Source organism: Mycobacterium sp. IS-836 (genome assembly GCF_001954275.1).
In the GTDB taxonomy this organism is placed as follows: Bacteria; Actinomycetota; Actinomycetes; order Mycobacteriales; family Mycobacteriaceae; genus Mycobacterium.
Genome location: NZ_MBEU01000010.1, coordinates 306,445 through 332,702, shown reverse-complemented (window position 1 = coordinate 332,702; position 26,258 = coordinate 306,445). Strand labels below are relative to the sequence as shown.

Sequence of the window (26,258 nt, the reverse complement as noted above, 5' to 3'; positions counted from 1 at the left end):
CGTTGGGCGTCGAGTGTGCGGCTAGCCGCACGTTCGGCACAAGGGGAGGCAACGGCCGGCTAGCAGCGGCCGACAACCGGAAAGACGGTCTCCGTCCCGCGCCGGCCCTTGATCTCTACCTGCTCGGGGTGGCCCCACACGTATTGCGCCTCGACGGCAGCATGCACGCCGGCGCTGACCATCACGTCGGCATAACCCGCGCGCCCGGCAATGCCGGCCAGCCGGAACGCCACGTTGGTCGCGTCGCCGATGACGGCCGTGACCGTTCGTGTCATCGCCGCGATCGCGGCCCGGCCCTGCACCACGCCCCAACCCATGCGAATCGGCGAGCCGTCCGGGGCGCGCAGCGGAAGCGAGGGCCCGAGCTCCTCGACCCTTCGGTTCGCGGCGAGCGCGAAGTCGATCGCGAGCTCGTTCGCCGCCGGAATCGTCCGCAGTTCCCACACCGCGTACAGCGCATCACCGGCGTAATGGTTGAGCGTGCCGCGGTGGGCGCGCAGGACGCGGCCGAGCTCGTGCCAAAGGTAGTTCAGGCTCCGGGCGATAACCTGGTTGTCGGTGACTTCGGAGATCGTCGAGTAGTTGGTGATATCCCCGACCACCATCACCATGGTCTCCTCGACGATCCGCGTCAGCGTCGGGCTGGTGTTGGTCACCCCGACTGCGTTGAACCGGTCCGACCGGAAGGTGAGCACGACGTCGCCCACCGAGATCCGGTCGTCGGGCTTGAGAGGGACCTGCACGGCGCGCTCCAGCGGCATGCCGTTGAGCAACGTCCCGTTGGTGCTGGTGTCGATGAGGTATGCCCGGTCGGTGCTGACGTCCAAGCGGATCTCGAGGTGGTTACGTGAGATGTTCGGATCGGGGATAACCAGCCGGCGTTGTTCGTCGATCCCCGCGCACTGACGGCCGACGAAGAGTTGATCGAAAATCGGCACACTCACGTCGGCGCCGTTTATGCGCATGTCGAGATGGGCCTGTGGCTTGTCCCACCAATCGGAGCGCATGAATTACCAACCTAGCCGCGCTGGAACGGCCGCGTGCGATGTCGCGAGCGAGACCCCGTGTTGTCTGCCCCGCCCGGCTTGACGACCTGGTGCACACACGAAGCGTCCATCTGAAGAGCCGTTGGTTGCAGAGCTAATGCTACAAGCAGGGCCGACGCTCAGCGAACAAGCGCCGGCTGTGCTTCCAGGGCCGCCCGGGTCGCGATCCGCCCGGCTTCCAGGGCGGCATCGATGTTTTTGAAGTCCAGCGGACCGATCGCCGAGACGTCCGGCTCGATGATCGCCGCCACTCGGGGGAACTCGCGCAGATTTCCTTTGGGGGCCGCAAGTTCAACGCTGCGAAGCAATGTCTCTTGCAGCGGTGGTAGGGCCACATCCGTCCCGGTCAGCAGCCGCCGGACGAATGCGGGAGGCTGAAGCATTGCCGGCAGCGGACCAAAGCCCTTCGATGGCACGTACGTCGTGCGCAGATCGACGCAGATGACCTCGCCGTCCGGGTCGGCGCACATCAAGTCGGCCGGGAGGATGTTCAACAGTCCACCGTCGACGAGGAGCTGCTCGCCGCGTTGCACCGGCGGCATGAGACCGGGGATCGAGATCGACGCGCGCACGGCGACCCACAAAAGTCCACGCCGATGGATGACCTGGTCGCCCGTGATCATGTCCGTCGACACGGAGAAGAACTCCCTTGGCAGATGCTCGATCAGGGTCCCGCTGCCGAAGAATCCCTCTACCAGGCGATCGACGCGCCGGCCTCGCGTGAGGGCTACCGCGGGGATCGTGTAGTCGCTAACCGGCCGAGTTTCCGCGATGAACTCTCGTGCCGCGGCGGTCGCATCGGGGGCGTCCAGCCCCAGCGCGAAGGTTGCCGCGGCGAGAGCACCGGCGCTCGTGCCGCCGAACCTGTCGATGACGATGCCCGCCCGGGTGAGCTCTTCGTAGACGCCGTAATGCGCGAGCCCCCGGGCGCCACCGCCGCCTAGCACCAGACCCAGCGATCGGCCGGCGATCCTGCGCGCCAGGGCACCGATTCCGCCGTCGTCGGCCTGGTGATGGGAGACCGGCTGCAGCAAGTCCCACCAGCTGGGATCCGGCACCACGTCACACGTGACCAGGTGGACCGGCTTTTGCGTAACGGGTGGATCGAGCGCTTCCGGCGGATGGGCTTGATCCGCGAGGACCACGAGTCGGTCGCTTTGCGCGACGACATATCGTCGCCAGTTGTCGCCCGAGCCTCGATCGGCCACCAGCAAGACCCAATCGTTGCTTCGCTCCATCCGGTCAACGGTCTCGCTGAACGCTTCGACGAGCTCGCCGTAGTGATTCGCGCCAGCCGTCGTGTCGACGGGCGGCGCGACCACCGCGGCGTCACCGTGCGGTCCCAGGCGAGTCACGACCGTGTCGACGATCGGGGCCGCGGCCACATCCCCGGTCGACAGCACGCCGACCACCCGGCGACCCCGAGAGACGTTGGCCGATCGTGACTCGCGAAGCATCCCTGCCATCGCGCGGAACATCGCATACTGCAGTGACGGAGCCTTCGCGAGCACTTCGGTGAACGTGTCGGCGGCGATCTTCCAGACGACGCCGTCCCGAAGGGCTCGTATTCCGGCCGAGCGAGCGGCACCGGTGATCACGCCCAGGTCTCCGACCGACTCGCCGGCTGCCATCTCACGAAACACCTGTCCATCAGGACCGACCGCAGCGAATCGCCCCGAGGCGATGACATAGAAGGCGTCAGGCGGGTCTCCCATGCGAAATAGCCACTCGTTGGCGGGGATGTACTGGCGAGCTACCGCGCTCGAGAGTCGATCGAGTTGCTCGTCGTCGATCTCAGCGAATATCGGAATATTCCGCAGTGCGGTTCGCTCATCGACCGCACGCGGTACGGGTGACTCCCGTTTGGGGCTCATGAGGTACTGCTATTGGTGTCCCGGCCCAAGGACGGAAAGCATGTTCCGCAGTTTAGCGGTAACCCGCCGCGCGCAAAGGCGCTATGCGGGCAGAAGTTCGACGCCGCTAAGCACGACGGCGTCGTCACGCGAAGGCGCAACGACGCTGGCCAGGAATCGGCCGTTCTCCTTCCAGATGCCAACCCTGAGCGTTTCACCGGGAAACGCCACACCGGCGAAACGCGCGCCGTAGGCGGCTACGGCGCCGGCATCGCCGTCCAGCAGGGCGTCGGTGATCGCCTTGCAGGTCATGCCGTAGGTGCACAGACCGTGCAGGATGGGCCGGGAAAAGCCTGCGGCGGCTGCGAATTCCGGATCCGAGTGCAGCGGGTTGCGATCGCCGCACAGCCGGTAGAGCAGCGCCTGCTGCGGCAGGATCGGCATGTCGACCTCCAGGTCGGGAGCTCGGTCCGGCGCCGCGTCGGCCGAAGACGGCCCGCGTTCCCCACCGAATCCGCCCTCGCCGCGGGCGAAGATCGATCGCTTCTGGGTCCACAGCAGGGTGCCGTCGGGTGCGCTGACCGTCGTCTCGCTCCAGATCACGGCGGCCTTGCCCTTGTCCCAGATGTCGGTGAACCGCGTGACGGCGCGCGCGGAACCGGACGGCGGCAGCGGCCCGGGCACTTCCACCCGCTCGCTGGCGTGCAGTACCTTGCCCAGCTCGATGTCGATCCCGGGAAACTTCACGGTCGGCGGTTTGGTGGCGTGAAAAGTCGCGGCCACGTTGCCGAACGTCGGTAGCACCTGGGGCGTGTCGTCGATCAGGTAACGAAGCTCGCGGGGGTCCATCGGATCGGCGCCGGCACCCAGCCCGAGGTGGTAGAGCTGGATATCGCTGCTGACCCAAGAGAATTCAATAGGGTCCAGCTCCGCCGCCAGTGCGACGTCCACGTCAATAGGCATATCAGTTGCTCCCGCCCTGATCAGCAATGTGCAGCGCCGCCAGATATCCGAAGGTCATCGCCGGTCCGATCGTGCCGCCGGGGCCGGGATAGGTGTGTCCCATCACTGGGGCACTGACATTGCCTGCGGCGTAAAGGCCTTCGATGATCGTCCCGTCGTCGCGCAGGGCACGGCCGTGGACGTCGGTGCGGATGCCGCCCTTCGTACCGAGGTCCCCTGGCACCATCTTGGCGGCGTAGTACGGCGGCTGGCTGATCTCGCCGAGATTGGGATTCGGCTTGTTGGTCGGGTCGCCGTAATACTGGTCGTAGGCGCTTTCGCCGCGGTGGTAGTCCTCGTCAACCCCCGACCGCGCAAAGTCGTTGAACCGCTCTACCGTCGCGGCGAATTCGGTCACGGGCAAACCGGCCTTGGATGCCAGCTCCTCCAGTGTGGCGGCCTGGATGATCACGCCGGATTCCAGCCATTTGCGCGGAATGCGTTGCCCGGGCTGCAAACCCGCGAAGATGTAGCGGTCGCGGTATCGCTGGTCGAACACCAGCCACGCCGGGATGTTCTCGCCCGGCCCCGGCCCCTGGCCGAATTCCCCGCCGTACATGTGGTGGCAGGCCTCGACATACGGCATCGATTCGTTCATGAACCGCTTGCCGGACATGTTGACGATGATCGATCCCGGCGAATTGCGCTCCGACAGGGCGAACCACGGCGCACCGACAAGCGGCACGGTCGGTCCCCACCACGCGTCTTCCATGAGATCCAAGGCGGCACCGAGCTTTTCGCCGGCGAGGATGCCGTCGCCAGTATTGGCCTTGGCGCCCACGGTCCATTCGGTGGTGATCGGCGCACGCTGATATTTCACCCGCATCTGTTCGTTGTGCTCGAATCCGCCGCTGGCCAGTATCACGCCGCGCCGGGCCCGGATCAGCTGGGGCTCAGCCGATTCCGAAGCTCTCGTATCGAGGACATACACCCCACGCACCACCCCGTCCTCGACGTACAGGTCGGTGAGTGCGGTGTTGAGCAGGACGGGGACGCCGGCACGTTGTAGACCGATCCGCAGCGGTCCGATCAGGGCCCGGCCCATACCGACCAGGTTCTTTCCGGTCGCCTTGGCCCACATCGTGCGCGCGCCGACCTTCAGGCTGCGCAGCACCCCCCGCGGGTGTCGCTTCAGCTGATTCAGCCGCACGTAGTCCTGTTGCATCACAACCACATTCAGCGGCACCTTGCCATACGCGGGCTCCAGCCCCGACTCGTCGGCGCCGAGCTTGCGGGCGTTGAACGGCTTCGGCTCGATCGAGCGTCCTCCGGCGCGGCCGCCCGGCGCTTCGGGGTAGTAGTCGGAGTAGCGCGGCACCCAGCACATCTTCAGCGGCGTGTGCTTGAGCACGAACGACAGCATCTCGGGCCCGCGTTCGAGGTAGGCGTCGATGCGTTCGGGCTCGACGATGTCGCCGATGATTCCGCGTAGGTAGGTGCGGGCGGCTTCGGGCGTGTCTTTGACGCCGTCGCGCCGTAGCACCTCGTTGTTCGGAATCCAGACCCCGCCCCCGGACCGCGCGGTGGAGCCGCCGAAGTGGGGGGCCTTTTCGATGACTACTGTCGAAAGGCCTCGGTGCGCGGCGGCGAGGGCAGCAACCATGCCGGCTCCGCCGCTCCCGACCACGACGACGTCGTACTCCTGCGCTGTCATGTAGAACACGTTATAGAATTGCCCGGGTCGGGCGCTACTGGCCCGGTCACACGGACGAGGGGACTTCGGTAAATGCTCAGTGTTGCCACGCGCGACGAGCTGGCAGCCGACCTGGCGCAGGCCGAGCGAAGTCGAGAGGCGATCAGTCCGCTCACCGCCGCCTACCCAGACATCGACGTCGTCGACGCCTATGAGATCCAACTGATCAATATCCGGCAGCGCGTGGCCGAGGGGGCCCGGGTCCTGGGCCACAAAGTCGGGCTCTCGTCGAAGGCGATGCAGCAGATGATGGGTGTCGACGAGCCGGACTACGGGCATCTGCTCGACGAGATGCAGGTGTTCGAGGACACCCCGGTCAAGGCGGGCCGCTATCTGCTGCCGCGGGTGGAGGTGGAAGTCGCTTTCATCCTGGGCGCCGACCTCCCGGGGGCCGGTTGCACCGAGGATGACGTGCTGGCGGCCACCGAAGCCCTGGCTCCGTCGATCGAACTGATCGACACCAGGATCACCGACTGGAAGATCGCGCTGTGCGACACCATCGCCGACAACGCCTCGTCCGCGGGCTTCGTGCTGGGGCAGGCGCGGGTGGCGCCGGGCGATATCGACGTCAAGGCGATCGATGCGGTGCTCACCCGTAACGGCGAGGTGATTGCGGAGGGCCGCAGCGACGCCGTGCTCGGTAACCCGGTCACCGCGGTCGCGTGGTTGTCCCGCAAGGTGGAAAGCTTCGGCGTCCGGCTGCGAAAAGGTGACATCGTGTTACCCGGATCGTGCACCCGCGCGATCGATGCACGCGCCGGAGACGAGTTCGTCGCAGACTTCACGGGTCTCGGTTCGGTGCGGTTGTCCTTCGAATAGCGCCGGATTACTTTTGAACTAGTCCAAATACCAGGAGAGTCGACATGCCGTCTAAGGCAAGCGTGGCCATCGTCGGGTCCGGAAATATCAGCACGGATCTGCTCTACAAGCTGCTGAGATCGGACTGGCTGGAGCCGCGCTGGATGGTGGGGATCGACCCGGAAAGCGAGGGCCTGGCCCGGGCCCGCAAGCTGGGTCTGGAGACCACCCACGAAGGCGTCGACTGGCTGCTGGCGCAGTCTGAAAAGCCCGACCTGGTGTTCGAGGCGACGAGCGCGTACGTGCACCGGGACGCCGCCCCGAAGTACGCGGCCGCGGGGATCCGGGCCATCGACCTGACGCCCGCCGCGGTCGGCCCCGCGGTGATCCCGCCGGCCAACCTGCGCGAACATCTGGATGCGCCCAACGTCAACATGATCACCTGCGGCGGGCAGGCAACCATCCCGATCGTCTACGCCGTGTCCCGGGTTGTCGACGTGCCCTACGCCGAGATCGTCGCGTCGGTGGCTTCGGTGTCGGCCGGGCCCGGCACCCGCGCGAATATCGATGAGTTCACCAAGACCACCAGCAAGGGCGTGGAAACCATCGGCGGCGCCGAACGCGGCAAGGCGATCATCATCCTGAACCCGGCCGACCCGCCGATGATCATGCGCGACACCATCTTCTGCGCCATCCCCGAGGATGCCGACCGCGACGCGATCGCCAAGTCCATCCACGACGTGGTGGCAGAGGTGCAGACCTATGTGCCGGGCTACCGGCTGCTCAACGAGCCGCAGTTCGACGAGCCGTCGATGAACTCCGGCGGCCGGGCGCTGGTCACCACGTTCATCGAGGTCGAGGGCGCGGGCGATTACCTGCCCCCGTATGCGGGAAACCTCGACATCATGACCGCGGCGGCCACCAAGGTCGGCGAGGAGATCGCCAAGGAAACGCTTTCCGTTGCGGGAGGTACACGATGACCGGCATTTGGGACGTCCGGATCACGGACACTTCACTGCGCGACGGGTCGCACCACAAACGGCATCAGTTCACCAAGGACGAGGTCCACGCCATCGTGGCCGCCCTGGATGCGGCCGGCGTTCCGGTCATCGAAGTGACGCACGGCGACGGACTGGGCGGCTCGAGCTTCAACTACGGATTCTCGAAGACGCCCGAGCAGGAGCTGATCAAGCTCGCGGCCGAGACCGCCAAAGAGGCCAGGATCGCGTTCCTGATGCTGCCCGGAGTGGGCACCAAAGACGACATCAAGGAAGCGCAGGACAACGGCGGGTCGATCTGCCGCATCGCCACTCACTGCACCGAAGCCGACGTGTCGATCCAGCACTTCGGCCTGGCCCGCGAGCTGGGCCTGGAGACCGTCGGGTTCCTGATGATGTCCCACACCATCCCGCCGGAGAAGCTGGCCGCGCAGGCCCGCATCATGGCCGACGCCGGATGCCAGTGCGTCTACGTGGTCGATTCGGCCGGGGCGCTGGTCCTCGAAGGGGTGCGCGACCGGGTGGCCGCGCTGGTCGCCGAACTCGGGGACGACGGCCAGGTCGGCTTCCACGGGCACGAAAACCTCGGCTTGGGGGTGGCCAACTCGGTCGAGGCCGTCCGGGCCGGCGCCAAGCAGATCGACGGCAGCGTGCGCCGTTTCGGGGCCGGCGCGGGCAATGCCCCCGTGGAGGCCCTCATCGGGGTGTTCGACAAGATCGGCGTCAAGACCGGCATCGACTTCTTCGACATCGCCGACGCCGCCGAGGACGTGGTGCGGCCGGCGATGCCGGCCGAGTGCCTGCTCGACCGCAACGCGCTGATCATGGGCTACTCCGGGGTGTACTCGAGCTTCCTCAAGCACGCGGTGCGCCAGGCCGAACGCTACGGGGTGCCCGCGGCGGCGCTGTTGCACCGGGCCGGTCAGCGCAAGCTCATCGGCGGCCAGGAAGACCAACTCATCGACATCGCGCTGGAAATCAAGCGCGAGCAGGAGAGCGGCGCCGCCGTCACGCACTGACGACGACGACGCGGTCAATTTTGCGCGAGTAACCTGGCGCGCATGACATCCAACACAGCGAGCCGTTCTCGCCGCGGAATCTGCGGTGTGCTCGCCGGTGGTCTGCTAGCTGCCGCGGCGTCGGCGGTGATCGCCCTGCCGGTGGCCAACGCTGATCCCCCGTGCAATCAGACCGTGGGTAATTCGATCGACTCTTATCTGCAGCGCCATCCCGATCTTCACCAGCAGCTGGAAGCCAGGTCGCGGGCCGAGGGCGGTAACGGCACCGTTCTGGACTACCTGAATCGGCATCCGGACGTGCGGCAGCATCTGATCGACCTGTCCCAGCAGTGCGTGCCGTAGTGAGCGGCAGTCGTCGTCGCGCGCCGTCGACGACGCGCGAGAATGTTCGCCATTGACGAAAAAGTAGAACACGTTCTAGCGTCTAGGCGTGTTCTCTGATCCCCTCACCGAAGCGATCGCCGAAGCCGAGAAACTCGTCGCCGCCGCGCCGCACATCGAATCCGAAGCCGACCTGCTCGAAGGGCTGCAGTACCTGGCCGGCTGCATAGCCGCGTGTGAGCACCTGGCCTTCGACTACGAGCGTGACCATCCCTTCCTGCAGTCGGGCACCGGCCCCTTCACCAAGATGGGCCTCGACAACCCCGACACCCTCTATTTCGGCACGCGGGTGCATGCCGACCACGACTACGTGGTCACCGGCCGGCGAGGCACCACCACCGACCTGAGCTTCCAGCTGCTCGGCGGCGAATACACCGACGACAACGTGCCAGCCAGCCAGGCGGCGTTCGACGACCGGGAACTTGAGATCGCCGCCGACGGCAGCTTCGAGTGGCGGGTGCGGCCGACCAGCAACGGGCAGTTGGTGATTCGCGAGGTCTATGGCGACTGGTCGGCGCAGCGCGGCACGCTGACCATCGCCAGGCTGGACACCGCCGGCACCGCACCCCCGCCGCTGACCCGACAGCTCATCGAAAAGCGTTATGCCACAGCGGGTAAGCAGCTGGTGAACCGTGTGAAGACCTGGTTGCAGTTCCCGCAGTGGTTCTACCTCGACCTCCCGGTCAACACTATGGTGCCGCCCCGGCTGACTCCGGGTGGCCTGGCAACCCAGTACTCGTCGGTGGGGCACTTCGATCTGCGGCCCGATCAGGCGCTGGTGATCACGATCCCGGTTTCGGACGCCCCGTATCTCGGCTTCCAGCTGGGCAGCCTGTGGTACATCTCGCTGGACTACATCAACCACCAGACCTCGCTGAACAACACCCAGGCTCAAGCGGATCCGGACGGCAAGGTCCGCATCGTCGTTGCCGACCAGAATCCGGGGGTGACCAACTGGGTCGAAACCCTCGGCCATCGACGCGGTTTTCTGCAGTTCCGCTGGCAGCGGGTATCTCGTGAACTCACCGAGGCCGACGGGCCCACCGTCGAGGTGGTCGACTTCGACGCCGTACCGGCCGCGCTGCCGCATTTCGAGCACAACAAGATCTCAGAGGAGCAGTGGCGCGAGCGAATCGCGTTGCGCCAAAGCCAAATTGCGGCCAGGATGCTGGGGTGACGATGTCGGGCATGCTCAAACGAAAGGTCGTGGTCATCAGCGGGGTCGGGCCGGGTCTCGGCACCACGCTGGCGCACCGGTGCGCACGCGACGGCGCCGATCTGGTACTGGCGGCGCGCACCGTGGAACGGATCGAGGGGGTCGCCAAGGAGATCACCGACACCGGACACCAGGCGCTCGCGGTGCGCACCGACATCACCGACGACGACGCGGTGAACAACCTCGTCGAGGCCACCATGGAGACCTACGGAAAAGTGGACGTGCTGATCAACAACGCCTTCCGGGTGCCGTCGATGAAACCGTTGGCCGGCACCACATTTCAGCACATCCGCGACGCGATCGAGCTCAGCGCGCTGGGCGCGCTGCGGCTTATCCAGGCCTTCACCCCCGCGCTGGAAAAGTCGAGCGGATCGATCGTGAACGTCAACTCGATGGTGCTGCGGCACTCGCAGGCGAAATACGGCGCGTACAAGATGGCCAAGTCCGCCCTGCTGTCGATGTCGCAGTCGCTGGCCACCGAACTGGGCGAGAAGGGCATCCGAGTCAATTCCGTTGCACCCGGCTATATCTGGGGCGACACGTTGCAGTCTTACTTCGAACATCAAGCCGGCAAGTACGGCACCACGATGGACCAGATCTACCAGGCCACCGCCGCGAACTCCGACCTCAAGCGGTTGCCCACCGAGGACGAGGTGGCTTCGGCGATCCTGTTCCTGGCCAGCGACCTGTCCAGCGGAATCACCGGACAGACCCTGGACGTCAACTGCGGGGAGTACCACACCTGATGTCAGATCGCACCGATATCGGCACCGTCGACGAGTTGCACGCATCGGCCACCAAGCTGATCGGGCTGGACGACTTCGGCACCAACGACGACAACTACCTCGAAGCGCTGGAGGTCTTGCTGGATTCGTACCGGCGCGAAGCGGGCCTAACGGTGTTGGGCAGCAAGATGAACCGGTTCTTCCTGCGCGGCGCGTTGGTCGCCAGGCTGCTGTCCGAATCCGCGTGGAAGCAACACCCACAGCACGCTGACGTCGCTATCGAACGGCCGATCTTCGTCACCGGGCTGGTGCGCACCGGCACCACGGCGCTGCACCGGCTGCTCGGCGCCGACCCGGCACACCAGGGCCTGCACATGTGGTTGGCCGAGTTCCCGCAGCCGCGCCCGCCGCGCGAAACCTGGGAATCAAACCCGCTGTATCGCCAGCTCGATGCGCAGTTCACCCAGCACCACGCGGAAAACCCCGGATACACCGGGCTGCACTTCATGGCCGCATACGAGCTGGAGGAATGCTGGCAACTGCTGCGGCAATCGTTGCATTCGGTGTCCTACGAAACCCTTGCGCACCTGCCGAGCTACTCAAAGTGGTTGTCGGAGCAGGACTGGACTCCGTCGTATCGTCGGCACCGCAAGAACCTTCAATTGATCGGGCTCAACGACGCCGACAAGCGTTGGGTGCTGAAGAACCCCAGCCATCTCTTCGCGCTGGACGCCTTGATGAAGACCTATCCCGATGCGCTGGTGATCCAGACCCATCGGCCGGTCGAGACGATCATGGCCTCGATGTGCTCGCTGGCCCAGCACACCGCGGAGGGCTGGTCGACGACGTACGTCGGCGCCCAAATCGGCGCCGACTCAATGGAAACCTGGTCGCGTGGGTTGGAACGATTCAACACCGCACGCGCCAAATACGATCCGGCGCAGTTCTACGACGTCGAGTACCGGGAATTGATCGCCGATCCCTTGGGTACGGTCGCCGACATCTACCGGCACTTCGGGCTGACGCTGACCGACGAGGCGCGGACCGCGATGGAAAAAAGCCATGCCGAAAGCCAGTCCGGCGCCCGTGCGCCCAAACACACGTATTCACTGGCCGATTACGGGCTCACCGTCGACGCGGTCAAGGAGCGCTTCGCCGGGCTGTAGTCAGCCGTCGATCCGCTGCGCCCCCAACCACACCCCGTCGGGAGACCCGATCGCGCCCGCCCGCTCCCGTGCCTCGGCGAGCTCGGTCGACGCTGCGAATTGCCGTGCGGCGTCGATGTTTTCCATGTCCATGACGACCAGAACGGTGTTCGGATCGTCGCCGTCGACGTAGGTCCCGGTTACCACGAGCCCATGCCGGCGCCGCGTCGCGTCCAGCTCCGGGTCGCGAAACACGTCGTTCCATCGGTCGACGCTGGCTACTCGCTGCTTGACCAGCATGACTCCAGTCATGAGGACCTCCTTGGAGTAACTGCTATGTCTACAGTCGTAGACATAGCTACTACGCTAGCGCAACGCCGCGGTGATGTCTACAGTCGTGGACATAACTGAAGGGAGCGGCATGGACAATGCAGCGCCGCGGCGCCGCGACGCCGGTGCGACCAGAAGTCGACTGCTGACAGCGGCGCGGGAGCTGTTCCTCGGTCAGGGGTACAACGCCGTCGGCCTGCGCGAGGTGGCCGCGAAAGCCGGCGTCGACGTCACCCTGGTTCGCCGCTATTTCGGCTCGAAGCAACGGCTTTTCGCGGAAGCCACCGACGTCTCGGAAGACACCGACGAAATCCGGAACGCCGCCGACGACACTGTGGGCCGGCAAATGATCGCCCGGGTCCTCGGGGCGCGACGGGACGTCGAAGCCCCGCTCTTCGCGCTGCTCCGATCCAGCGGAGACCCGGCGGTGGTGACCCGGCTGAACTCACAACTCGAGCAGGGCCTTACCCGCAACCTGTCCAAGCGGATAACCGCCGACCACGCCCGGATTCGCGCGGACATGGTGACGGCCTTGCTGCTGGGCATCGGCGTGCAGCGCGTCCTGTTGCAGAAGAAGCCGATGGCCAGCGCCCCTGACGACGACATCGCGGCGGTGTTCATGGAGGCCTTCGAAGCGATCACCAAACTGCCGCAAGGCGATTGACTCAGTAGTCGTCGGAAACCGAATCCAGATAGCCCTCGGCGACGGCGTGCTCGATGCTGTCGCTCAACTTCGGGCAGGACCGGGTGCGTGCGGTATCGCCGCCGGATTCGCGAATTTCGGCGAAGTGCGCGCATCGCTGGGAGGCCTCGGTGTTCCATTGCACCGCGGTGTGGCCCGGGCCAAGGCGCCTGACGGTGACCGTGACGTGACAGAACCGGCAATCCACGGGCAGCAGCCCCGAGGTGAGGTAGCGATCGCGATCCGCGCGGGTGGCGTCGGCGACCGCCGCGGCGCGCTGCGGATCGTCGGCGAAATCTCTTGACTTTGACCAGGATCCACCGCCCCGGCCCGTCCGGCTCTCGCGCTCGTCGTGGTCGTGATGATCGCCGTGCAGCAACAACATCGAACGCGCGAGTCGGTCGACGTCGGGGACCGCGGGCTGATCGTCGGACATGGGCCTAGTGTTGTTCGGCGGGTACCTCTTCGGATGCGGGCTCGGATTCCCGCGCCTTCAGGTTCTCTTCGACCTCGGCGTTCCAGTATTCGTTGGCGCGCGTGGTGTCTACCTCGATCTCGAAGCGCTCCACCATTTCCGGCTGGATGTCGGCGACGTCGACGTAGAACTGCTGATACCAGCGGCGCAACTGATAGACGGCGCCGTCCTCCTCCACCAGCAGCGGGTTGTCGATGCGGGTCTTGTGTTTCCAGATTTCGACGTCCTGCATGAAGCCCTTGCTGACGCCCTCGGTGAACACCCGCGACAGCTTGTCGGTCATCTTTTCGTCCATGCCCTTGGGCTTTTCGACGATGACACCCCACTGCAGGACGAACGAATTCTGCGTGACCGGGTAGTGGCAGTTGATCAGGATCGACTCGGCTTTGTAGTCGCCGTATTTGTTGTGCAGCCAGTTGATCATGAAGGACGGCCCGAAGTAGGACGCCTCAGAATCCAGGTGCGCCTCCCCGTACGAGGTGCCCAGGTCGTTGACGTCCGGTCGGCCGACGTTGTGCAGGTACTGCGAGGCGATGTGGCCCTCGAAGACGTTCTTGAAGTACGTCGGCAGACCGAAATGGATGTAGAAGAAGTGCGCCATGTCGGTGACGTTGTCGATGATGTCGCGGCAGTTGGAACCCTCGATCAGGACGCTGTTCCACCGCCAGTCGGTCCATTCGTCGCTGTGGGCTTCGGGAATCTCGGGGATCTGGACCGCGGGGTCCGGCGGGTTGCCCTCGTGGTCGTGCCAGACGAACAACAGGCCACCGCGCACGTCGGTCGTCCAGGACCGGGTGCGCGCCGTCTTCGGTGTGCGCTTGGCATACGGCACCAGCTTGCAGCGGCCGTCGCCGCCCCAGCGCCAGTCGTGGAACGGGCACGCGACCTCGTCGCCCTTGATGGTGCCCTCGGAGAGGTCACCGCCCATGTGGCGGCAATAGCCGTCCAGCACCTTCAGGTCCCCATGCGAGTCGGCGAAAACGACCAGTTTGGTGCCGAACGCCTCGATCGAGTGCGGCTTACCGTCCCGGAAGTCTTTCGCGACGCCCAGGCAGTGCCAGCCGCGGGCGTACCTCGTCGGCAACGGACCGGGATCGATTTCCCGGATGCCGACCGCTTTGGTATCGGTACTCACCTGTCACCTCCAACTTGCGAGCCCTCTAACTAGAACACGTTACAGTTTTGCGGTCGCCATGCGCAATGACGGTGCGTCTGGCCACGTGATATTCGCGCTGCGGTATATGTAAACGATGCCGCTGTTTTCTTTCGAGGGTCGCTCGCCCCGGATCGATCCCTCCGCGTTCGTGGCCCCGACGGCCACCCTGATCGGCGACGTCACGGTCGAGGCGGGCGCGTCGGTGTGGTTCAACGCCGTGCTGCGCGGCGACTACGGGCCCATCGTGGTGCGCGAGGGTGCCAACGTGCAGGACGGGTCGATGCTGCACGCGCCGCCGGGCATCCCGGTGGACATCGGTCCCGGGGCGACAGTGGCGCACCTGTGCTGCATCCATGGGGCTCACGTCGGATCCGAGGCGCTGATCGCCAACCACGCCACCGTTCTCGACGGCGCGGTGATCGGCGCGCGCAGCCTGATCGCGGCCGGGTCGCTGGTGCTGGCGGGCACCCAGATTCCGGCCGGGATGCTCGCCGTCGGATCGCCGGCCCAGGTGAAGGGGCCGATCGCCGGAACCGGCGCGGAGATGTGGGTCAACCTCAACCCGCAGGCCTATCGCGACCTGGCGCAGCGGCATATCGCCGGGCTGGAGCCGATCTAGACCTTGCCGAGCGCGCGGCCAGCCGCACGGTGGAAACCGAGTGTGCGGCTGGCCGCACGCTCGCGTCCGGCGTTAGACCTTCTTGGTGTTCGCGACCGCGCGATCGATCTCCCAGTAAGCGCGCAGGGCGAGCATTTTGCCCTCGTCGTCGGCCTTGTAGGTGAACACGCCCTCCGCGGTGGTCTGGTAGTCGCCCGTCGTGATCAGGATGTGCCCGACGTTGGCTTCCTCGTTGCCGCACTGGTAGGTGTCGCGGAAGACGAACTCGATCTTGGTGGTGGGGGCGATCGCCTTGTCCCAGAACGCCGAGATCGCGTCGCGGCCCCGGTGACCCTTGCCCTCCGGGTCGAACGGCGACGGCCCGATCGGGTCCTCGACGATGGCGTCGTCGGCGAACACCGCCAGCCACGCTTCCTTGTCCCTGGCGATGACGGCCTCGCGGGAGCGGCGGCCGGCCTCGTGGGCGGGGTTCTTGGTCTTTTCCTGAGTCTCGGTCATTGTCAACCCCTTTCGGGCTTGTCGGCGCCGACCACCCACATCGAGTAGTACTGCGAGCCGCCGCCGTAGGCATGCCCCAACGCCTTTCGCGCGCCCGGCACCTGGTGATCGCCGGCCTTGCCCATCACCTGGATCGCCGCCTCGGCGAAGCGAATCAGGCCCGACGCGCCGATCGGGTTCGACGACAGCACGCCGCCCGACGGGTTCACCGGAAGCCGTCCGCCGATCCGGGTTTCGCCGGCCTCGGTGAGCTTCCAGCCCTCGCCCTCGGGCGCAAACCCGAGGTTTTCCAACCACATCGGCTCGAACCACGAGAACGGCACGTAGATCTCGGCGGCGTCGATCTCGTCGATTGGGCTGGTGATGCCGGCCGCCTTCCACAGCGCGGCGGCCGCGTCGCGCCCAGCCTGCGGGCTGACCTGATCGCGGCCCGAGAACTGCAGCGGTTCGGTGCGCAGCGCCGTCGCATGGATCCACGCCACCGGATGTCCTTGCGCCAGCCGGGATTCTGCGATTTCCTCATCGCCGATGACGACCGCGGCCGCGCCGTCGGAAGACGGGCACGTCTCGTCGTAGCGGATCGGGTCCCACAGCATGGGTGACTCCATCACCTTCTCCAGGGTGATGTCGGGCTGGTGCAGGTGCGCAAGCGGATTGCGGGCGCCGTTGAGCCGGTCCTTCACCGCGACCATGGCGCCGATGTTCAACGGAGCGCCCGAGCGGCGGATGTACGACCGAACGTGCGGGGCGAAATAGCCGCCCGCGCCGGCACCGACCGGCTTGATAAACGGGATCGGAATCGACAACGCCCACATGGCATTTGATTCCGACTGCTTTTCCCAGGCCATCGCCAGCACGCGCCGGTACTTCCCCGACTGGACCAGGCTCGCGGCCACCACACCGGTGGACCCACCCACCGAACCCGCGGTGTGCACCCGGATCAGTGGCTTGCCGGTGGCTCCCATGGCGTCGGCCATGAACAGCTCCGGCATCATCACGCCCTCGAAGAAGTCGGGCGCCTTGCCGACCACGACGGCGTCGATGTCATCGAAGGTGGATCCAGAGTCGGCCAGCGCCCGGTCGATGGCCTCGCGCACCAGGCCGTTCATCGAAACGTCTTGCCGCTTCGCGACATACTTGGTCTGCCCGGTACCCAGCACCGCGGCGAGGACCGCTCCCGCACCGGCCATCAGTTCTTCCCTTCCATGACCGCGACTAGGTTCTGTTGCAGCGCCGGCCCGCTGGTGGCATGCGCCAACACGCGCTCGGCCGACCCATCCCAGATATGTTGGGCCGCAAATCCGATGCGCTCAAGACCGGCCACGAACATCGGGTTGGCCGACAGCGTGCCGCCGGACGGATTGACCTTCGTCGCCCCGGGAATCCGGATCGCCTCTGCGATGATCAGGTGCTGATGGGTGAAGGGCGCATGGATTTCGGCGACGTCGAGGTTGCGGATGTGTCCGCCGGTGGCCGCCTTGGTCGCGGCCGTCGTCGACGGCGACTCGGTGAGGTCGCGTGCGCCCAGCACCGGCGTCTCGATGCGATGTTCGATTCCCGTGATCCAGGCGGGGTTTTCGCGCAATTCACGGGCGCGGTCGTCGGCCGCGAGCACGATCGCCGCGGCACCGTCGGTGATCGGAGCGATGTCGTGGCGCCGCAGGGGGTCGGCAAAGAAAGGCCGGTCGAGCAAATCGTCGATGGTGATCGGGGATTCGACGGAGTCCACCCGTTTGGCCTGCGCGAAGGAATCCAGGGCGACGCGCGCCATCTGCTCGAAACTCCACTTCTCGGCGTCGATTCCGATGCGGGCCTGTAGCCCCGCGATCGACACCGAGTCCGGCCAGAGCGGCGCGACGGTGTAGGGGTCGGTCTGCCGCGACAGGACACGGCGCAGGGTTCCGGCCGAGGACTTGCCGAAGCCGTACACCAGCGCGGTGTCGACCTCGCCCGTCAGGATCTTGATGTAGGCCTCGTAGAGGGCCCAGGCCGCGTCCATCTCGACGTGCGATTCGTTGATCGGCGGCACCGCGCCGATCGAGTCGATCGCGGAGATGAACGAAAAGGCCCGCCCGGCAAGGTAATCCGAAGAACCTGAACACCAGAAGCCGATGTCGGCCTGGGAGATGCCGAGTTCCTCGTAGAGCTCGGCGAAGCACGGCATCAACATCTCGACGCCGTTGGTGGTGCCGTCGGTGCGGCGGACATGCGGGGCGTGGGCGAAGCCGACGACCGCAACGTTGCGAGCGCTCATTGCAGGTAAGCCCTTTACAGGTGGTGCTTGTAGGTGTCGTAGTCGGCGTCGGGTTCGCCGGTCGGCCGGAAGTACTCGATGTTGTCGATGCCAAAACCCCACTCCTCGCGAGGTTTCCACACCGCCTCGACGCGCATACCCATCCGCACCTCGTGCGCGTCGATATCGGCGACCAGATGCAGGAACGGGATGTCGGCGCCGTCGAGCAGCACATAGGCCGCCACGTAGGGCGGTTTGATGCGCTGACCCTTGAACGGGATGTTGATGATCGCGAACGTCGTCACCGTGCCCTTGTCGGGCAGCTCGACGAACTCGGTGGTGGGCTGGCCGGTGGCGGGATCCGCGCCGTGCGGCGGGAAATAGACCTTGCCGTTTTTGCCGGTCTTCGCGCCCAGCAGCTTGCCCTCGGCGATGGCGCGCAGGTACGCGCTTTCCTCGTGCGAGGCGGTGTGCTGGATCGTCATCTCGATGGGTGTGACGATCACGTTGACCGGTTCCCGGTCGCCCTCGGGCTGCTCCGGCACCGGCTCGGCTTCCCCGCCCAGGGCGAAGTACGCGATGTCGGTGATCGCACCCACCGGCTCGTCGGCCCAGTGCACGTGTACCCGGGCGCCGCGCTGGATGGCCCCGGGTTCGCCCGCATCCACTGCGTGTAGCAGTGGGATGTCGGCGCCGTCGAGCTTGATCAGCGCCCAGGCGAAGGGGCGGTCCAGCGGCTGGCCTTCCAGCGGCTCTGGCTGCCAGGCCCAGGACACGACGGTGCCGACTGCCGACACCGGTACCATCTCGCCCAGCGGCTCATAGGTAACCGGGTCATATTCCGCCGGAGGTACGTGGACCCGGCCATCGGATCCGCGCACCCCGAGGATGCGGCGCTCACGCAGGGCGGTGAAGAACTTGCTCAGCGTGGGGCCGACCGAACGGGTGTAGTCGAAGGACAACGTCAGTGGCGCGGAGAGTGGTGGCTCAGGGTGATCGATCAGGGTCGGGCCGCTCGAACTGGGTGTCACGCCTTCGAGTAGAACAGGTTCTAAGAATGGTTTCAACATCGGGTCGGCTGGAAGGGCGAACGTCATGAAGCTGGGTTTGCAGCTGGGGTATTGGGGCGCTTCGCCGCCGGAGAACGCCGGGGAACTCGTCGCCGCGGCAGAGTCGGCCGGCTTCGACGCCGTGTTCACCGCCGAGGCGTGGGGATCCGACGCCTACACCCCGCTGGCCTGGTGGGGCTCGTCGACGCAGCGGCTGCGGCTGGGCACGTCGGTGATCCAGCTGTCCGCGCGCACCCCGACGGCCTGCGCGATGGCGGCGCTGACCCTCGATCACCTGTCCGGCGGCCGGCACATCCTCGGCCTCGGCGTATCCGGCCCGCAGGTGGTGGAGGGCTGGTACGGCCAGCGATTCCCCAAGCCGCTGGCCCGCACCCGGGAGTACATCGACATCCTGCGGCAGGTCTGGGCCCGGGAGAAGCCGGTGACCAGCGACGGCCCTCACTACCCGCTGCCGCTGAGCGGAGAGGGCACGACCGGGCTGGGCAAGGCGCTGAAGCCCATCACCCACCCGCTGCGCGCCGACATCCCGATCATGCTGGGCGCCGAGGGGCCGAAGAACATCGCGCTGGCAGCCGAGATCTGCGACGGCTGGCTGCCTATCTTCTACACCCCGCGGCTGGCCGGCATGTACAACGAATGGCTCGACGAGGGGTTCGCCCGGCCCGGGGCGCGCCGCGGCCGGGAGGACTTCGAGGTCTGTGCGACGGCCACCATCGTCATCACCGACGACCGCAGCGCCGCCTTCGCGGCGATGAAGCCCTATCTTGCCCTCTACATGGGCGGCATGGGCGCCGAGGACACCAACTTCCACGCCGACGTCTACCGCCGGATGGGCTACGCCGAGGTCGTCGACGAGGTGACGAAACTCTTCCGCAGCAACCAGAAGGACAAGGCCGCGGAGATCATCCCGGACGAACTCGTCGACGACGCCGCGATCGTCGGCGACATTGACTACGTGCGTGAGCAGGTCAAGGTGTGGGAGGCCGCGGGCGTGACCATGATGGTGGTCAACGGGCGCACTGCCGCGCAGATCAGCGAGCTTGCCACCCTGGTCTAGCGGGGTATTGCCGAACGAATAGAACGCGTTCTAGATTGGCCCGATGACAGCCTCGCAGCACACCATCGCGGGCACCGTACTGACGATGCCGGTACGGATCCGCAAGGCGACCCAGCACATGGCGATGTTCTCGGTGGACGCCGGCGCCGCCCAGCGGATGATCGACTACAGCGGCCTGCGGGTCTGCCGTTACCTGCCCGGGCGCGCGATCGTGGTCCTGATGTTGATGCACTACATCGACGGCGACCTCGGCCAGTACCACGAGTTCGGGACCAGCGTCATGGTCAACCCGCCCGGATCGGACGCGAGCGGGCCGCGCGCCCTGCAGTCGGCGGGCGCCTTCATCCACCACCTGCCCGTCGACCAGCCGTTCACGCTGGAGGCCGGAACGAAGATCTGGGGTTACCCGAAAGTCATGGCGGACTTCACCGTTCGCGAGGGCCGCCAGTTCGGGTTCGACTGCACCGTCGATGGTCAACTGGTGATCGACATGGAATTCGCTCGCGGCCTGCCGTTTTCGCTGACCCCGCGCCAGCAGGAGCAGCGCACCTACTCCCACCGCGACGGTGTCACCCGCGAGACGGCGTTCGAACACACACTTGACGGCGTGCGCACGCGGTTCGGCGGGGTGCGCGTCCGGCTGGGCGATCACCCGTACGCGAAAGAGCTGGCGTCGCTGGGCCTTCCGAAGCGCGCGATGCTGTCCAGCTCCGTGGAGAACGTACAGATGACATTCGGCGACGCTCAGGAGATCTCATGACGACCGCGATGACCAGACCCGACGTCGACCTCACCGACGGCGCTTTCTACGCCGGTGACTCGCGAGCCGTCTACCGCTGGATGCGCGAGAACGAGCCGGTCTTTCGCGACCGCAACGGGTTGGCCGCCGCGTCGACGTATCAGGCCGTGATCGACGCCGAGCGCAACCCCGAGCTGTTCTCCAATGCCGGTGGCATCCGACCCGACCAGGACGGCGTCGAGATGATGATCGAGATGGACGATCCGCAACATCTGTTGCGCCGCAAGCTCGTCAACTCCGGTTTCACCCGCAAGCGAGTCAAAGACCAAGAGGCCAAGATCGTTTCGCTGTGCGACACGCTGATCGACGCGGTGTGCGAACGCGGCGAGTGCGACTTCGTCTGGGACCTGGCCGCGCCGCTGCCGATGGCGGTCATCGGCGACATGCTCGGAGTTCGCCCGGAGGAACGCAAGATGTTCCTCAAGTGGTCCGACGACTTGGTCAGCTTCTTGAGCAGCACCGCCGCGCAAGAGGATTTCCAAGTGTCCATGGATGCCTTCGCCGCCTACACCGAATACATGATGGGGATGATCGCCGCCCGCAAGGAGGAGCCGACCGACGACCTGGTCAGCGTCCTGGTGCACGCGGAGGTCGAGGGATCACGCCTGGAGGACCACCAGATCGTCACCGAGGTGCTGCTGCTGCTGATCGGTGGCGACGAGACCACTCGCCACACGCTGTCCGGCGGGACGAGGCAGCTGCTGCTGCACCCCGATCAGCACCGCCGTCTGGTCAACGACCTGGAGCTGCTGCCCAACGCGATCGAAGAGATGCTGCGCTGGACGGCGCCGGTGAAGAATATGGCGCGCACCATCACCGCCGACACCGAGTTCCACGGCACTCCGCTGCATCAGGGCGAGAAGATGATCCTGCTATTCGAGTCGGCGAACTTCGACGAGAAGGTTTTCGACGACCCGGAGAGCTTCGACATCGAGCGCTACCCGAACAACCACCTCGCGTTCGGCTTCGGGACGCACTTCTGCCTCGGCAACCAGCTCGCCCGGCTGGAGCTGTCGATCATGCAATCCCGCCTGCTGCAACGGCTTCCGGATTTGCGGCTGGCATCCGATGCCGCGCTGCCCCTGCGGCCCGCGAACTTCGTGTCCGGCCTCGAGAAGATGCCGGTCGCGTTCACCCCGAGCGCAGCCCTGGGCTAAGCCCCGCGCGCCGAGCGTGTTCTCAGGGCGAGAATCGGGCCAAATTTTCACCGTGACTTCACGTTCGGCGGGCCCAGGCCGCCGCCAACCGTCCCAGGATGCCGCCGCGCGTGTTTCCGGCCGTGACCCGGATTGCGATCCAACCCAGCTCCGCTAGCGCTTCGAAGCGCTCGACGTCCCTGCGGAATTGCTCGGGATCGGTCCAGTGGTGAAGTCCCTCGTAGTCGAGCGCGATTCTCATGTCGTCCCAACCCATGTCGACAACGGCGACAAGCTCTCCATACTCGCCTTGGACCGGTAGCTGGGTCTGCGGGGGTGGGTAACCGGCCTCGATGACCAGTAGTCGGAGCCACGTTTCTTGCGGTGACTGCGCTCCGGGGTCGACGAGGGTCAGCGCACGCCGCGCGCGCCGGATGTTTCGGTGGCCTTTGTACCGTTCGGCGATCAATTCGGCATCGGCAACCTTCAGCCCGGTTGCTCGGGCCAGCGCATCGGTAGCGGCCACGGCTTTGCCGACGGGATAACGACAGGCCAGGTCGAACGCGGTACGGGCCGGGGTGGTTGCGGGCATTTCACCGATGGCTTGGGTCTCGTCGTCCGCGATGGTGTCCGACCAGGCGTGGATGCCGGCCGGCGGACGACGGTGCTCGTACAGCAACTGCGCCGGCGCCCGATCATCCACCCACCTGGCGCCATGCAGTGCCGATGCCGAGAGGCCGGCGACGACCCCACGCCGCCGCGACCACAGCCAGGCAGCGTGGGCTCGCTGTACCGCGGTGAGGTTTGTGCCGCATGCCACGTAGATGTCCGGATGCAGCGAGACATATCGGCTGCGCAGCTGGTGACGCGTCAGTGCGCCCGATGCGAGCGCCTCGCTGCCGACGAATGGTCCCTGCATGCGCGAAGTGTGCCTATCGGCACCGACAACCTCGCCGAACGTGTTCTCAAGGCGAGGAAATGGCCAAAAAACCGCCCTGAGTACACGTTCGGCGCAACGGGTTAGCGGTTTTGGAAGTTGGGCTTGCGTTTCTCGGCGAAAGCCCGCGGCCCTTCCTTGGCGTCGTCGGACAGGAACACCTTGATGCCGATCTGGGTGTCGATCTTGAAGGCGTCGTTCTCGTTGAGGCCCTCCGTCTCGCGGATCGCTCGCAGAATCGCCTGCACGGCCAGGGGACCGTTGTTCTCGATGAGCTCGGCAATCTCCAGCGCCTTCGTCAGCGCCTGCCCGTCGGGGACGAGGTAGCCGATCAGGCCCATCTCCTTCGCCTCGGCGGCGGTGATGTGGCGCCCGGTCAGCAGCAGGTCGCACGCCACCGTGTACGGGATCTGCCGCACCAGCCGCACGGCCGACCCGCCCATCGGGTACAGGCTCCACTTGGCCTCCGAGATGCCGAACTTGGCGCTTTCCCCGGCGACGCGGATGTCGGTGCCCTGCAGGATCTCGGTTCCGCCCGCGATCGCGGGACCTTCGACGGCGGCGATCAGTGGTTTGGTCAGCCGGCGGCCCTTCAGCAGGGCGTCGATCCGCGACGGGTCGTAGCTGCCGTCCTTGAATGAATCGCCCGGCGGCTTTTTGGTTGCTGTCTTGAGGTCCATGCCCGCGCAGAAATAGCCACCCGCCCCGGTGAGGATGCAGCACCGGATGTCGTCGTCGTTGTCGACGCGATCCCAGGCCTGGACCATGATCTCCATCATTTCCGTGCTCAGCGCGTTACGGGCGTGCGGCCGGTTCAACGTGACGATCAGGGTGTGGCCGCGCTGCTCGACCAGCGCGTCGGGACCCGTCTGTTCGTTTGCTGGAGCGTCGGCCACGGCTACCGCCTTTCCGTCGACATGGGGCATGAGCTTGTCAAGAAATGTAACACGTTCTAATTTGGTGGCCGTGGCCCTGAATATTGCCGATCTCGCAGAGCACGCCATTGACGCTGTGCCCGACCGTGTCGCCCTGATCTGCGGCGACGAGAAGCTGACCTACGCGCAACTCGAGGAGAAGGCCAACCGCCTGGCGCACTACCTGATCGACCAGGGGGTGAAGAAGGACGACAAGGTCGGGCTCTACTGCCGCAACCGCATCGAGATCGTCATCGCGATGCTCGGCATCGTCAAGGCGGGCGCGATCCTGGTGAACATCAACTACCGCTACGTCGAGGGCGAACTGCGCTACCTGTTCGACAACTCCGACATGGTCGCGCTGGTGCACGAGCGCCAGTACTCCGACCGTGTGGCCAACGTGCTGCCGGAGACGCCGAACGTCAAGACGATCCTGGTCGTCGAGGACGGCAGCGACAACGATTACCAGCGCTATGGCGGCGTCGAGTTCTACGCGGCGATCGCGCAGGGCGCGCCCGAGCGGGACTTCGGCGAACGCAGCGCCGACGACATCTACCTGCTGTATACCGGCGGCACCACCGGCTTCCCGAAGGGCGTGATGTGGCGCCACGAGGACATCTACCGGGTGCTGCTCGGCGGAACCGACTTCGCCACAGGCGAATTCGTCAAGGACGAGTACGACCTCGCCAAGGGCGCCACCGAGAACCCGCCGATGGTCCGGTATCCGATTCCGCCGATGATCCACGGTGCCACCCAGTCGGCCACCTGGATGGCGCTCTTCGCCGGCCAAACCACCGTGCTCGCACCGGAATTCAACGCTGACGAGGTGTGGCGCACGATTCACAAACACAAGGTCAACATGTTGTTCTTCACCGGCGACGCGATGGCGCGGCCGTTGCTCGATGCGCTCGAGAAGGACAACGACTACGACCTGTCGTCGCTGTTCGTGCTTGCCAGCACCGCGGCGCTGTTCTCGCCGAGCATCAAGGAGAAGCTGGTGGAGCTGCTGCCCAACCGGGTGATCACCGATTCCATCGGTTCCTCGGAGACCGGCTTCGGCGGCACCAGCATCGTCGCCAAGGACGCGCCGCACAGCGGCGGCCCGCGGGTGACGATCGACCACCGCACCGTCGTCCTCGACGAGGAGGGCAACGAGGTCAAGCCGGGCTCGGGCGTGCGGGGCTTCATCGCCAAGAAGGGCAACATTCCCGTCGGCTACTACAAGGACGAGAAGAAGACCGCCGAGACGTTCAAGACCATCAACGGCGTGCGCTACGCCATCCCCGGAGACTGGGCGCTGGTCGAGGAGGACGGCACCGTCACGATGCTGGGCCGCGGATCGGTGTCGATCAACAGCGGCGGCGAGAAGATCTACCCCGAGGAGGTCGAGGCGGCGCTCAAGGCCCACCCCGACGTCTTCGACGCCTTGGTGGTCGGGGTTCCCGACCCCCGTTACGGCCAGCACGTCGCCGCCGTTGTGCAGGCCCGGCCGGGCTCGCGGCCGACGCTGTCGGAGCTGGACGGCTTCGTGCGCTCCGAGATCGCGGGATACAAAGTGCCGCGCAGCCTTTGGCTCGTCGACGAGGTCAAGCGCTCACCGGCCGGCAAACCCGACTACCGCTGGGCCAAGGAACAGACCGAGGCGCGGCCCGCCGACGACGTGCATGCCGCTCACGTAACTGCCTGACGCCCTGACCGACTTCGTCAAGCGCCACCCGGCGGCGCCGGCCGGCTACTTCGGCTGGGAAGCGGCCGGACTGCGCTGGCTTGCGAGCGTCGACGGCGGCGTGCCGAGCGCGCAGGTTGTTTCTGTCGACGCGACCAGCCTGACCCTGCGGCGGCTCGAGTCGGCGGCCCCGAGCCGCGAGGCGGCGCGCGTGTTCGGCAACCGGCTCGCCGTCACGCACGACGCGGGTGGCGCGGCGTTCGGCGCGGGTCCCGACGGGTGGGAGGGGCCCGGGTTCTTCGGGCCGCTATCCCAGCCCTTGCCGATGTCGCTGCGACGGCACCGGCGCTGGGGTGATTTCTACGCCGACGAGCGATTGGCCCCGATGGCCGAACTCGCGGCGCCCCGGCTGGACGCATCGACGCGCGACGCGGTCGATTCCGTGGCGGCGCGCTGCCGTGCCGGCGACTTCGACGACGACGACCCACCCGCCCGGCTGCACGGTGATTTGTGGAGCGGCAACGTGATGTGGACGCCCGGCGGGGTGGTCGTGATCGATCCGGCCGCGCACGCGGGGCACCGCGAGACCGACCTGGCGATGCTTGCGCTGTTCGGCTGCCCGCACTACGACATCGTCCTCGCGGGCTACCAGGAGGTGCGATCGCTGAAACCCGGCTGGCGCAACCGCATTGGGTTGCACCAGCTCTTTCCGCTGCTGGCGCACGTCGTGCTCTACGGCGGCGGATATGCGGAGCAGACGCGCGCCGCCGCCCGCGACGCGCTGGCCGCCTGAACGCCGGTCTAGAGTCA

General features: G+C 66.2%; 27 protein-coding genes. 14 read left to right on the top strand and 13 right to left on the bottom strand.

What is annotated here, in order from left to right:
• Positions 1-59: 59 nt before the first annotated feature.
• The 4 genes from A5747_RS06145 to kstD form a co-directional block, all read right to left on the bottom strand.
• Positions 60-1,007, bottom strand: a complete 948-nt coding sequence (locus tag A5747_RS06145) for an adenylate/guanylate cyclase domain-containing protein (RefSeq protein ID WP_076122742.1) — start codon at positions 1,005-1,007, stop codon at positions 60-62.
• 158 nt (positions 1,008-1,165) lie between these two features.
• On the bottom strand, positions 1,166-2,920 hold the full coding sequence (locus A5747_RS06140; RefSeq protein WP_076122741.1) for a cyclic nucleotide-binding and patatin-like phospholipase domain-containing protein: 1,755 nt from the start codon (positions 2,918-2,920) through the stop codon (positions 1,166-1,168).
• Positions 2,921-3,001: 81 nt separating this feature from the next.
• On the bottom strand, positions 3,002-3,862 hold the full coding sequence (locus A5747_RS06135; RefSeq protein WP_076116196.1) for a MaoC family dehydratase: 861 nt from the start codon (positions 3,860-3,862) through the stop codon (positions 3,002-3,004).
• A 1-nt stretch (position 3,863) separates the two neighbouring features.
• The gene (gene kstD / locus A5747_RS06130; RefSeq protein WP_076122780.1) at positions 3,864-5,555 is read right to left on the bottom strand and encodes a 3-oxosteroid 1-dehydrogenase; all 1,692 of its coding nucleotides are present in this window, start codon (positions 5,553-5,555) and stop codon (positions 3,864-3,866) included.
• Positions 5,556-5,627: 72 nt separating this feature from the next.
• Here kstD and A5747_RS06125 point away from each other — a divergent pair, with 72 nt between their 5' ends.
• The 7 genes from A5747_RS06125 to A5747_RS06095 all read left to right on the top strand — a co-directional run bounded on the left by A5747_RS06125 (position 5,628) and on the right by A5747_RS06095 (position 11,897).
• Complete coding sequence (locus A5747_RS06125; RefSeq protein ID WP_076122740.1) at positions 5,628-6,413, top strand: 2-keto-4-pentenoate hydratase; 786 nt, start codon at positions 5,628-5,630, stop codon at positions 6,411-6,413.
• Between the two features lie 44 nt (positions 6,414-6,457).
• Positions 6,458-7,372, top strand: a complete 915-nt coding sequence (locus A5747_RS06120; protein WP_076122739.1) for an acetaldehyde dehydrogenase (acetylating) — start codon at positions 6,458-6,460, stop codon at positions 7,370-7,372.
• Positions 7,369-8,409 (top strand): 4-hydroxy-2-oxovalerate aldolase, encoded by a 1,041-nt coding sequence (dmpG, locus tag A5747_RS06115; protein ID WP_076122738.1) that lies wholly within the window; start codon positions 7,369-7,371, stop codon positions 8,407-8,409. The genes A5747_RS06120 and dmpG overlap by 4 nt, the downstream gene beginning before the upstream one ends.
• Before the next feature lie 42 nt (positions 8,410-8,451).
• Complete coding sequence (locus A5747_RS06110; protein WP_076122737.1) at positions 8,452-8,751, top strand: hypothetical protein; 300 nt, start codon at positions 8,452-8,454, stop codon at positions 8,749-8,751.
• An 88-nt stretch (positions 8,752-8,839) separates the two neighbouring features.
• A complete protein-coding gene (locus A5747_RS06105) occupies positions 8,840-9,967 on the top strand; it encodes a hypothetical protein (RefSeq protein ID WP_076122736.1) in 1,128 nt (375 codons plus the stop codon).
• Positions 9,968-9,969: 2 nt separating this feature from the next.
• Positions 9,970-10,752 (top strand): SDR family oxidoreductase, encoded by a 783-nt coding sequence (locus A5747_RS06100; protein WP_076122735.1) that lies wholly within the window; start codon positions 9,970-9,972, stop codon positions 10,750-10,752.
• The gene (locus tag A5747_RS06095; RefSeq protein WP_076122734.1) at positions 10,752-11,897 is read left to right on the top strand and encodes a sulfotransferase; all 1,146 of its coding nucleotides are present in this window, start codon (positions 10,752-10,754) and stop codon (positions 11,895-11,897) included. Before A5747_RS06100 ends, A5747_RS06095 begins: the two co-directional genes overlap by 1 nt.
• Here A5747_RS06095 and A5747_RS06090 read toward each other — a convergent pair whose 3' ends face one another.
• A complete protein-coding gene (locus A5747_RS06090) occupies positions 11,898-12,188 on the bottom strand; it encodes a hypothetical protein (protein ID WP_233147963.1) in 291 nt (96 codons plus the stop codon).
• A 109-nt stretch (positions 12,189-12,297) separates the two neighbouring features.
• Here A5747_RS06090 and A5747_RS06085 point away from each other — a divergent pair, with 109 nt between their 5' ends.
• Positions 12,298-12,870 carry a TetR/AcrR family transcriptional regulator gene (locus tag A5747_RS06085; protein WP_233147962.1) on the top strand — a complete coding sequence of 191 codons (573 nt, stop codon included), beginning with the start codon at positions 12,298-12,300 and terminating at the stop codon, positions 12,868-12,870.
• Position 12,871: 1 nt separating this feature from the next.
• Here A5747_RS06085 and A5747_RS06080 read toward each other — a convergent pair whose 3' ends face one another.
• Positions 12,872-13,324 (bottom strand): hypothetical protein, encoded by a 453-nt coding sequence (locus tag A5747_RS06080; protein ID WP_076122731.1) that lies wholly within the window; start codon positions 13,322-13,324, stop codon positions 12,872-12,874.
• 4 nt (positions 13,325-13,328) lie between these two features.
• Positions 13,329-14,498: a Rieske 2Fe-2S domain-containing protein gene (locus tag A5747_RS06075; RefSeq protein ID WP_076122730.1), complete on the bottom strand. Its 1,170-nt coding sequence runs from the start codon at positions 14,496-14,498 to the stop codon at positions 13,329-13,331.
• 115 nt (positions 14,499-14,613) lie between these two features.
• Here A5747_RS06075 and A5747_RS06070 point away from each other — a divergent pair, with 115 nt between their 5' ends.
• Positions 14,614-15,138: a gamma carbonic anhydrase family protein gene (locus tag A5747_RS06070; RefSeq protein ID WP_076122729.1), complete on the top strand. Its 525-nt coding sequence runs from the start codon at positions 14,614-14,616 to the stop codon at positions 15,136-15,138.
• 72 nt (positions 15,139-15,210) lie between these two features.
• Here A5747_RS06070 and A5747_RS06065 read toward each other — a convergent pair whose 3' ends face one another.
• Genes A5747_RS06065 through A5747_RS06050 form a run of 4 tightly spaced genes read right to left on the bottom strand, consistent with a single transcriptional unit; the run spans position 15,211 to position 18,900 of the window.
• A complete protein-coding gene (locus tag A5747_RS06065; protein ID WP_076122728.1) occupies positions 15,211-15,636 on the bottom strand; it encodes a nuclear transport factor 2 family protein in 426 nt (141 codons plus the stop codon).
• Between the two features lie 2 nt (positions 15,637-15,638).
• On the bottom strand, positions 15,639-16,826 hold the full coding sequence (locus A5747_RS06060; protein WP_076122727.1) for a thiolase domain-containing protein: 1,188 nt from the start codon (positions 16,824-16,826) through the stop codon (positions 15,639-15,641).
• The gene (locus A5747_RS06055; protein WP_076122726.1) at positions 16,826-17,890 is read right to left on the bottom strand and encodes a thiolase domain-containing protein; all 1,065 of its coding nucleotides are present in this window, start codon (positions 17,888-17,890) and stop codon (positions 16,826-16,828) included. The genes A5747_RS06060 and A5747_RS06055 overlap by 1 nt, the downstream gene beginning before the upstream one ends.
• 14 nt (positions 17,891-17,904) lie before the next feature.
• Positions 17,905-18,900, bottom strand: coding sequence for a Zn-ribbon domain-containing OB-fold protein (locus A5747_RS06050; protein ID WP_076122725.1), 996 nt, complete (start codon positions 18,898-18,900; stop codon positions 17,905-17,907).
• A gap of 64 nt (positions 18,901-18,964) precedes the next feature.
• Between A5747_RS06050 and A5747_RS06045 the strand changes: the two genes are divergently transcribed.
• The 3 genes from A5747_RS06045 to A5747_RS06035 are packed head-to-tail and all read left to right on the top strand — an operon-like array spanning position 18,965 to position 21,952.
• Complete coding sequence (locus A5747_RS06045) at positions 18,965-19,996, top strand: LLM class F420-dependent oxidoreductase (RefSeq protein WP_076122724.1); 1,032 nt, start codon at positions 18,965-18,967, stop codon at positions 19,994-19,996.
• A 43-nt stretch (positions 19,997-20,039) separates the two neighbouring features.
• Complete coding sequence (locus A5747_RS06040; protein WP_076122723.1) at positions 20,040-20,756, top strand: acetoacetate decarboxylase family protein; 717 nt, start codon at positions 20,040-20,042, stop codon at positions 20,754-20,756.
• An 8-nt stretch (positions 20,757-20,764) separates the two neighbouring features.
• On the top strand, positions 20,765-21,952 hold the full coding sequence (locus tag A5747_RS06035; protein ID WP_369805008.1) for a cytochrome P450: 1,188 nt from the start codon (positions 20,765-20,767) through the stop codon (positions 21,950-21,952).
• Positions 21,953-22,010: 58 nt separating this feature from the next.
• Here A5747_RS06035 and A5747_RS06030 read toward each other — a convergent pair whose 3' ends face one another.
• Together A5747_RS06030 and A5747_RS06025 are read right to left on the bottom strand one after the other, a co-directional pair.
• On the bottom strand, positions 22,011-22,850 hold the full coding sequence (locus A5747_RS06030; protein WP_076122721.1) for a hypothetical protein: 840 nt from the start codon (positions 22,848-22,850) through the stop codon (positions 22,011-22,013).
• 101 nt (positions 22,851-22,951) lie between these two features.
• Entirely contained in the window at positions 22,952-23,794 is an 843-nt protein-coding gene (locus tag A5747_RS06025) for a crotonase/enoyl-CoA hydratase family protein (RefSeq protein WP_142245456.1), read from the bottom strand.
• Between the two features lie 34 nt (positions 23,795-23,828).
• Here A5747_RS06025 and A5747_RS06020 point away from each other — a divergent pair, with 34 nt between their 5' ends.
• The gene (locus A5747_RS06020; protein ID WP_076064237.1) at positions 23,829-25,469 is read left to right on the top strand and encodes an acyl-CoA synthetase; all 1,641 of its coding nucleotides are present in this window, start codon (positions 23,829-23,831) and stop codon (positions 25,467-25,469) included.
• A gap of 4 nt (positions 25,470-25,473) precedes the next feature.
• The gene (locus A5747_RS06015) at positions 25,474-26,241 is read left to right on the top strand and encodes a fructosamine kinase family protein (RefSeq protein WP_076122720.1); all 768 of its coding nucleotides are present in this window, start codon (positions 25,474-25,476) and stop codon (positions 26,239-26,241) included.
• Positions 26,242-26,258 lie beyond the last annotated feature (17 nt).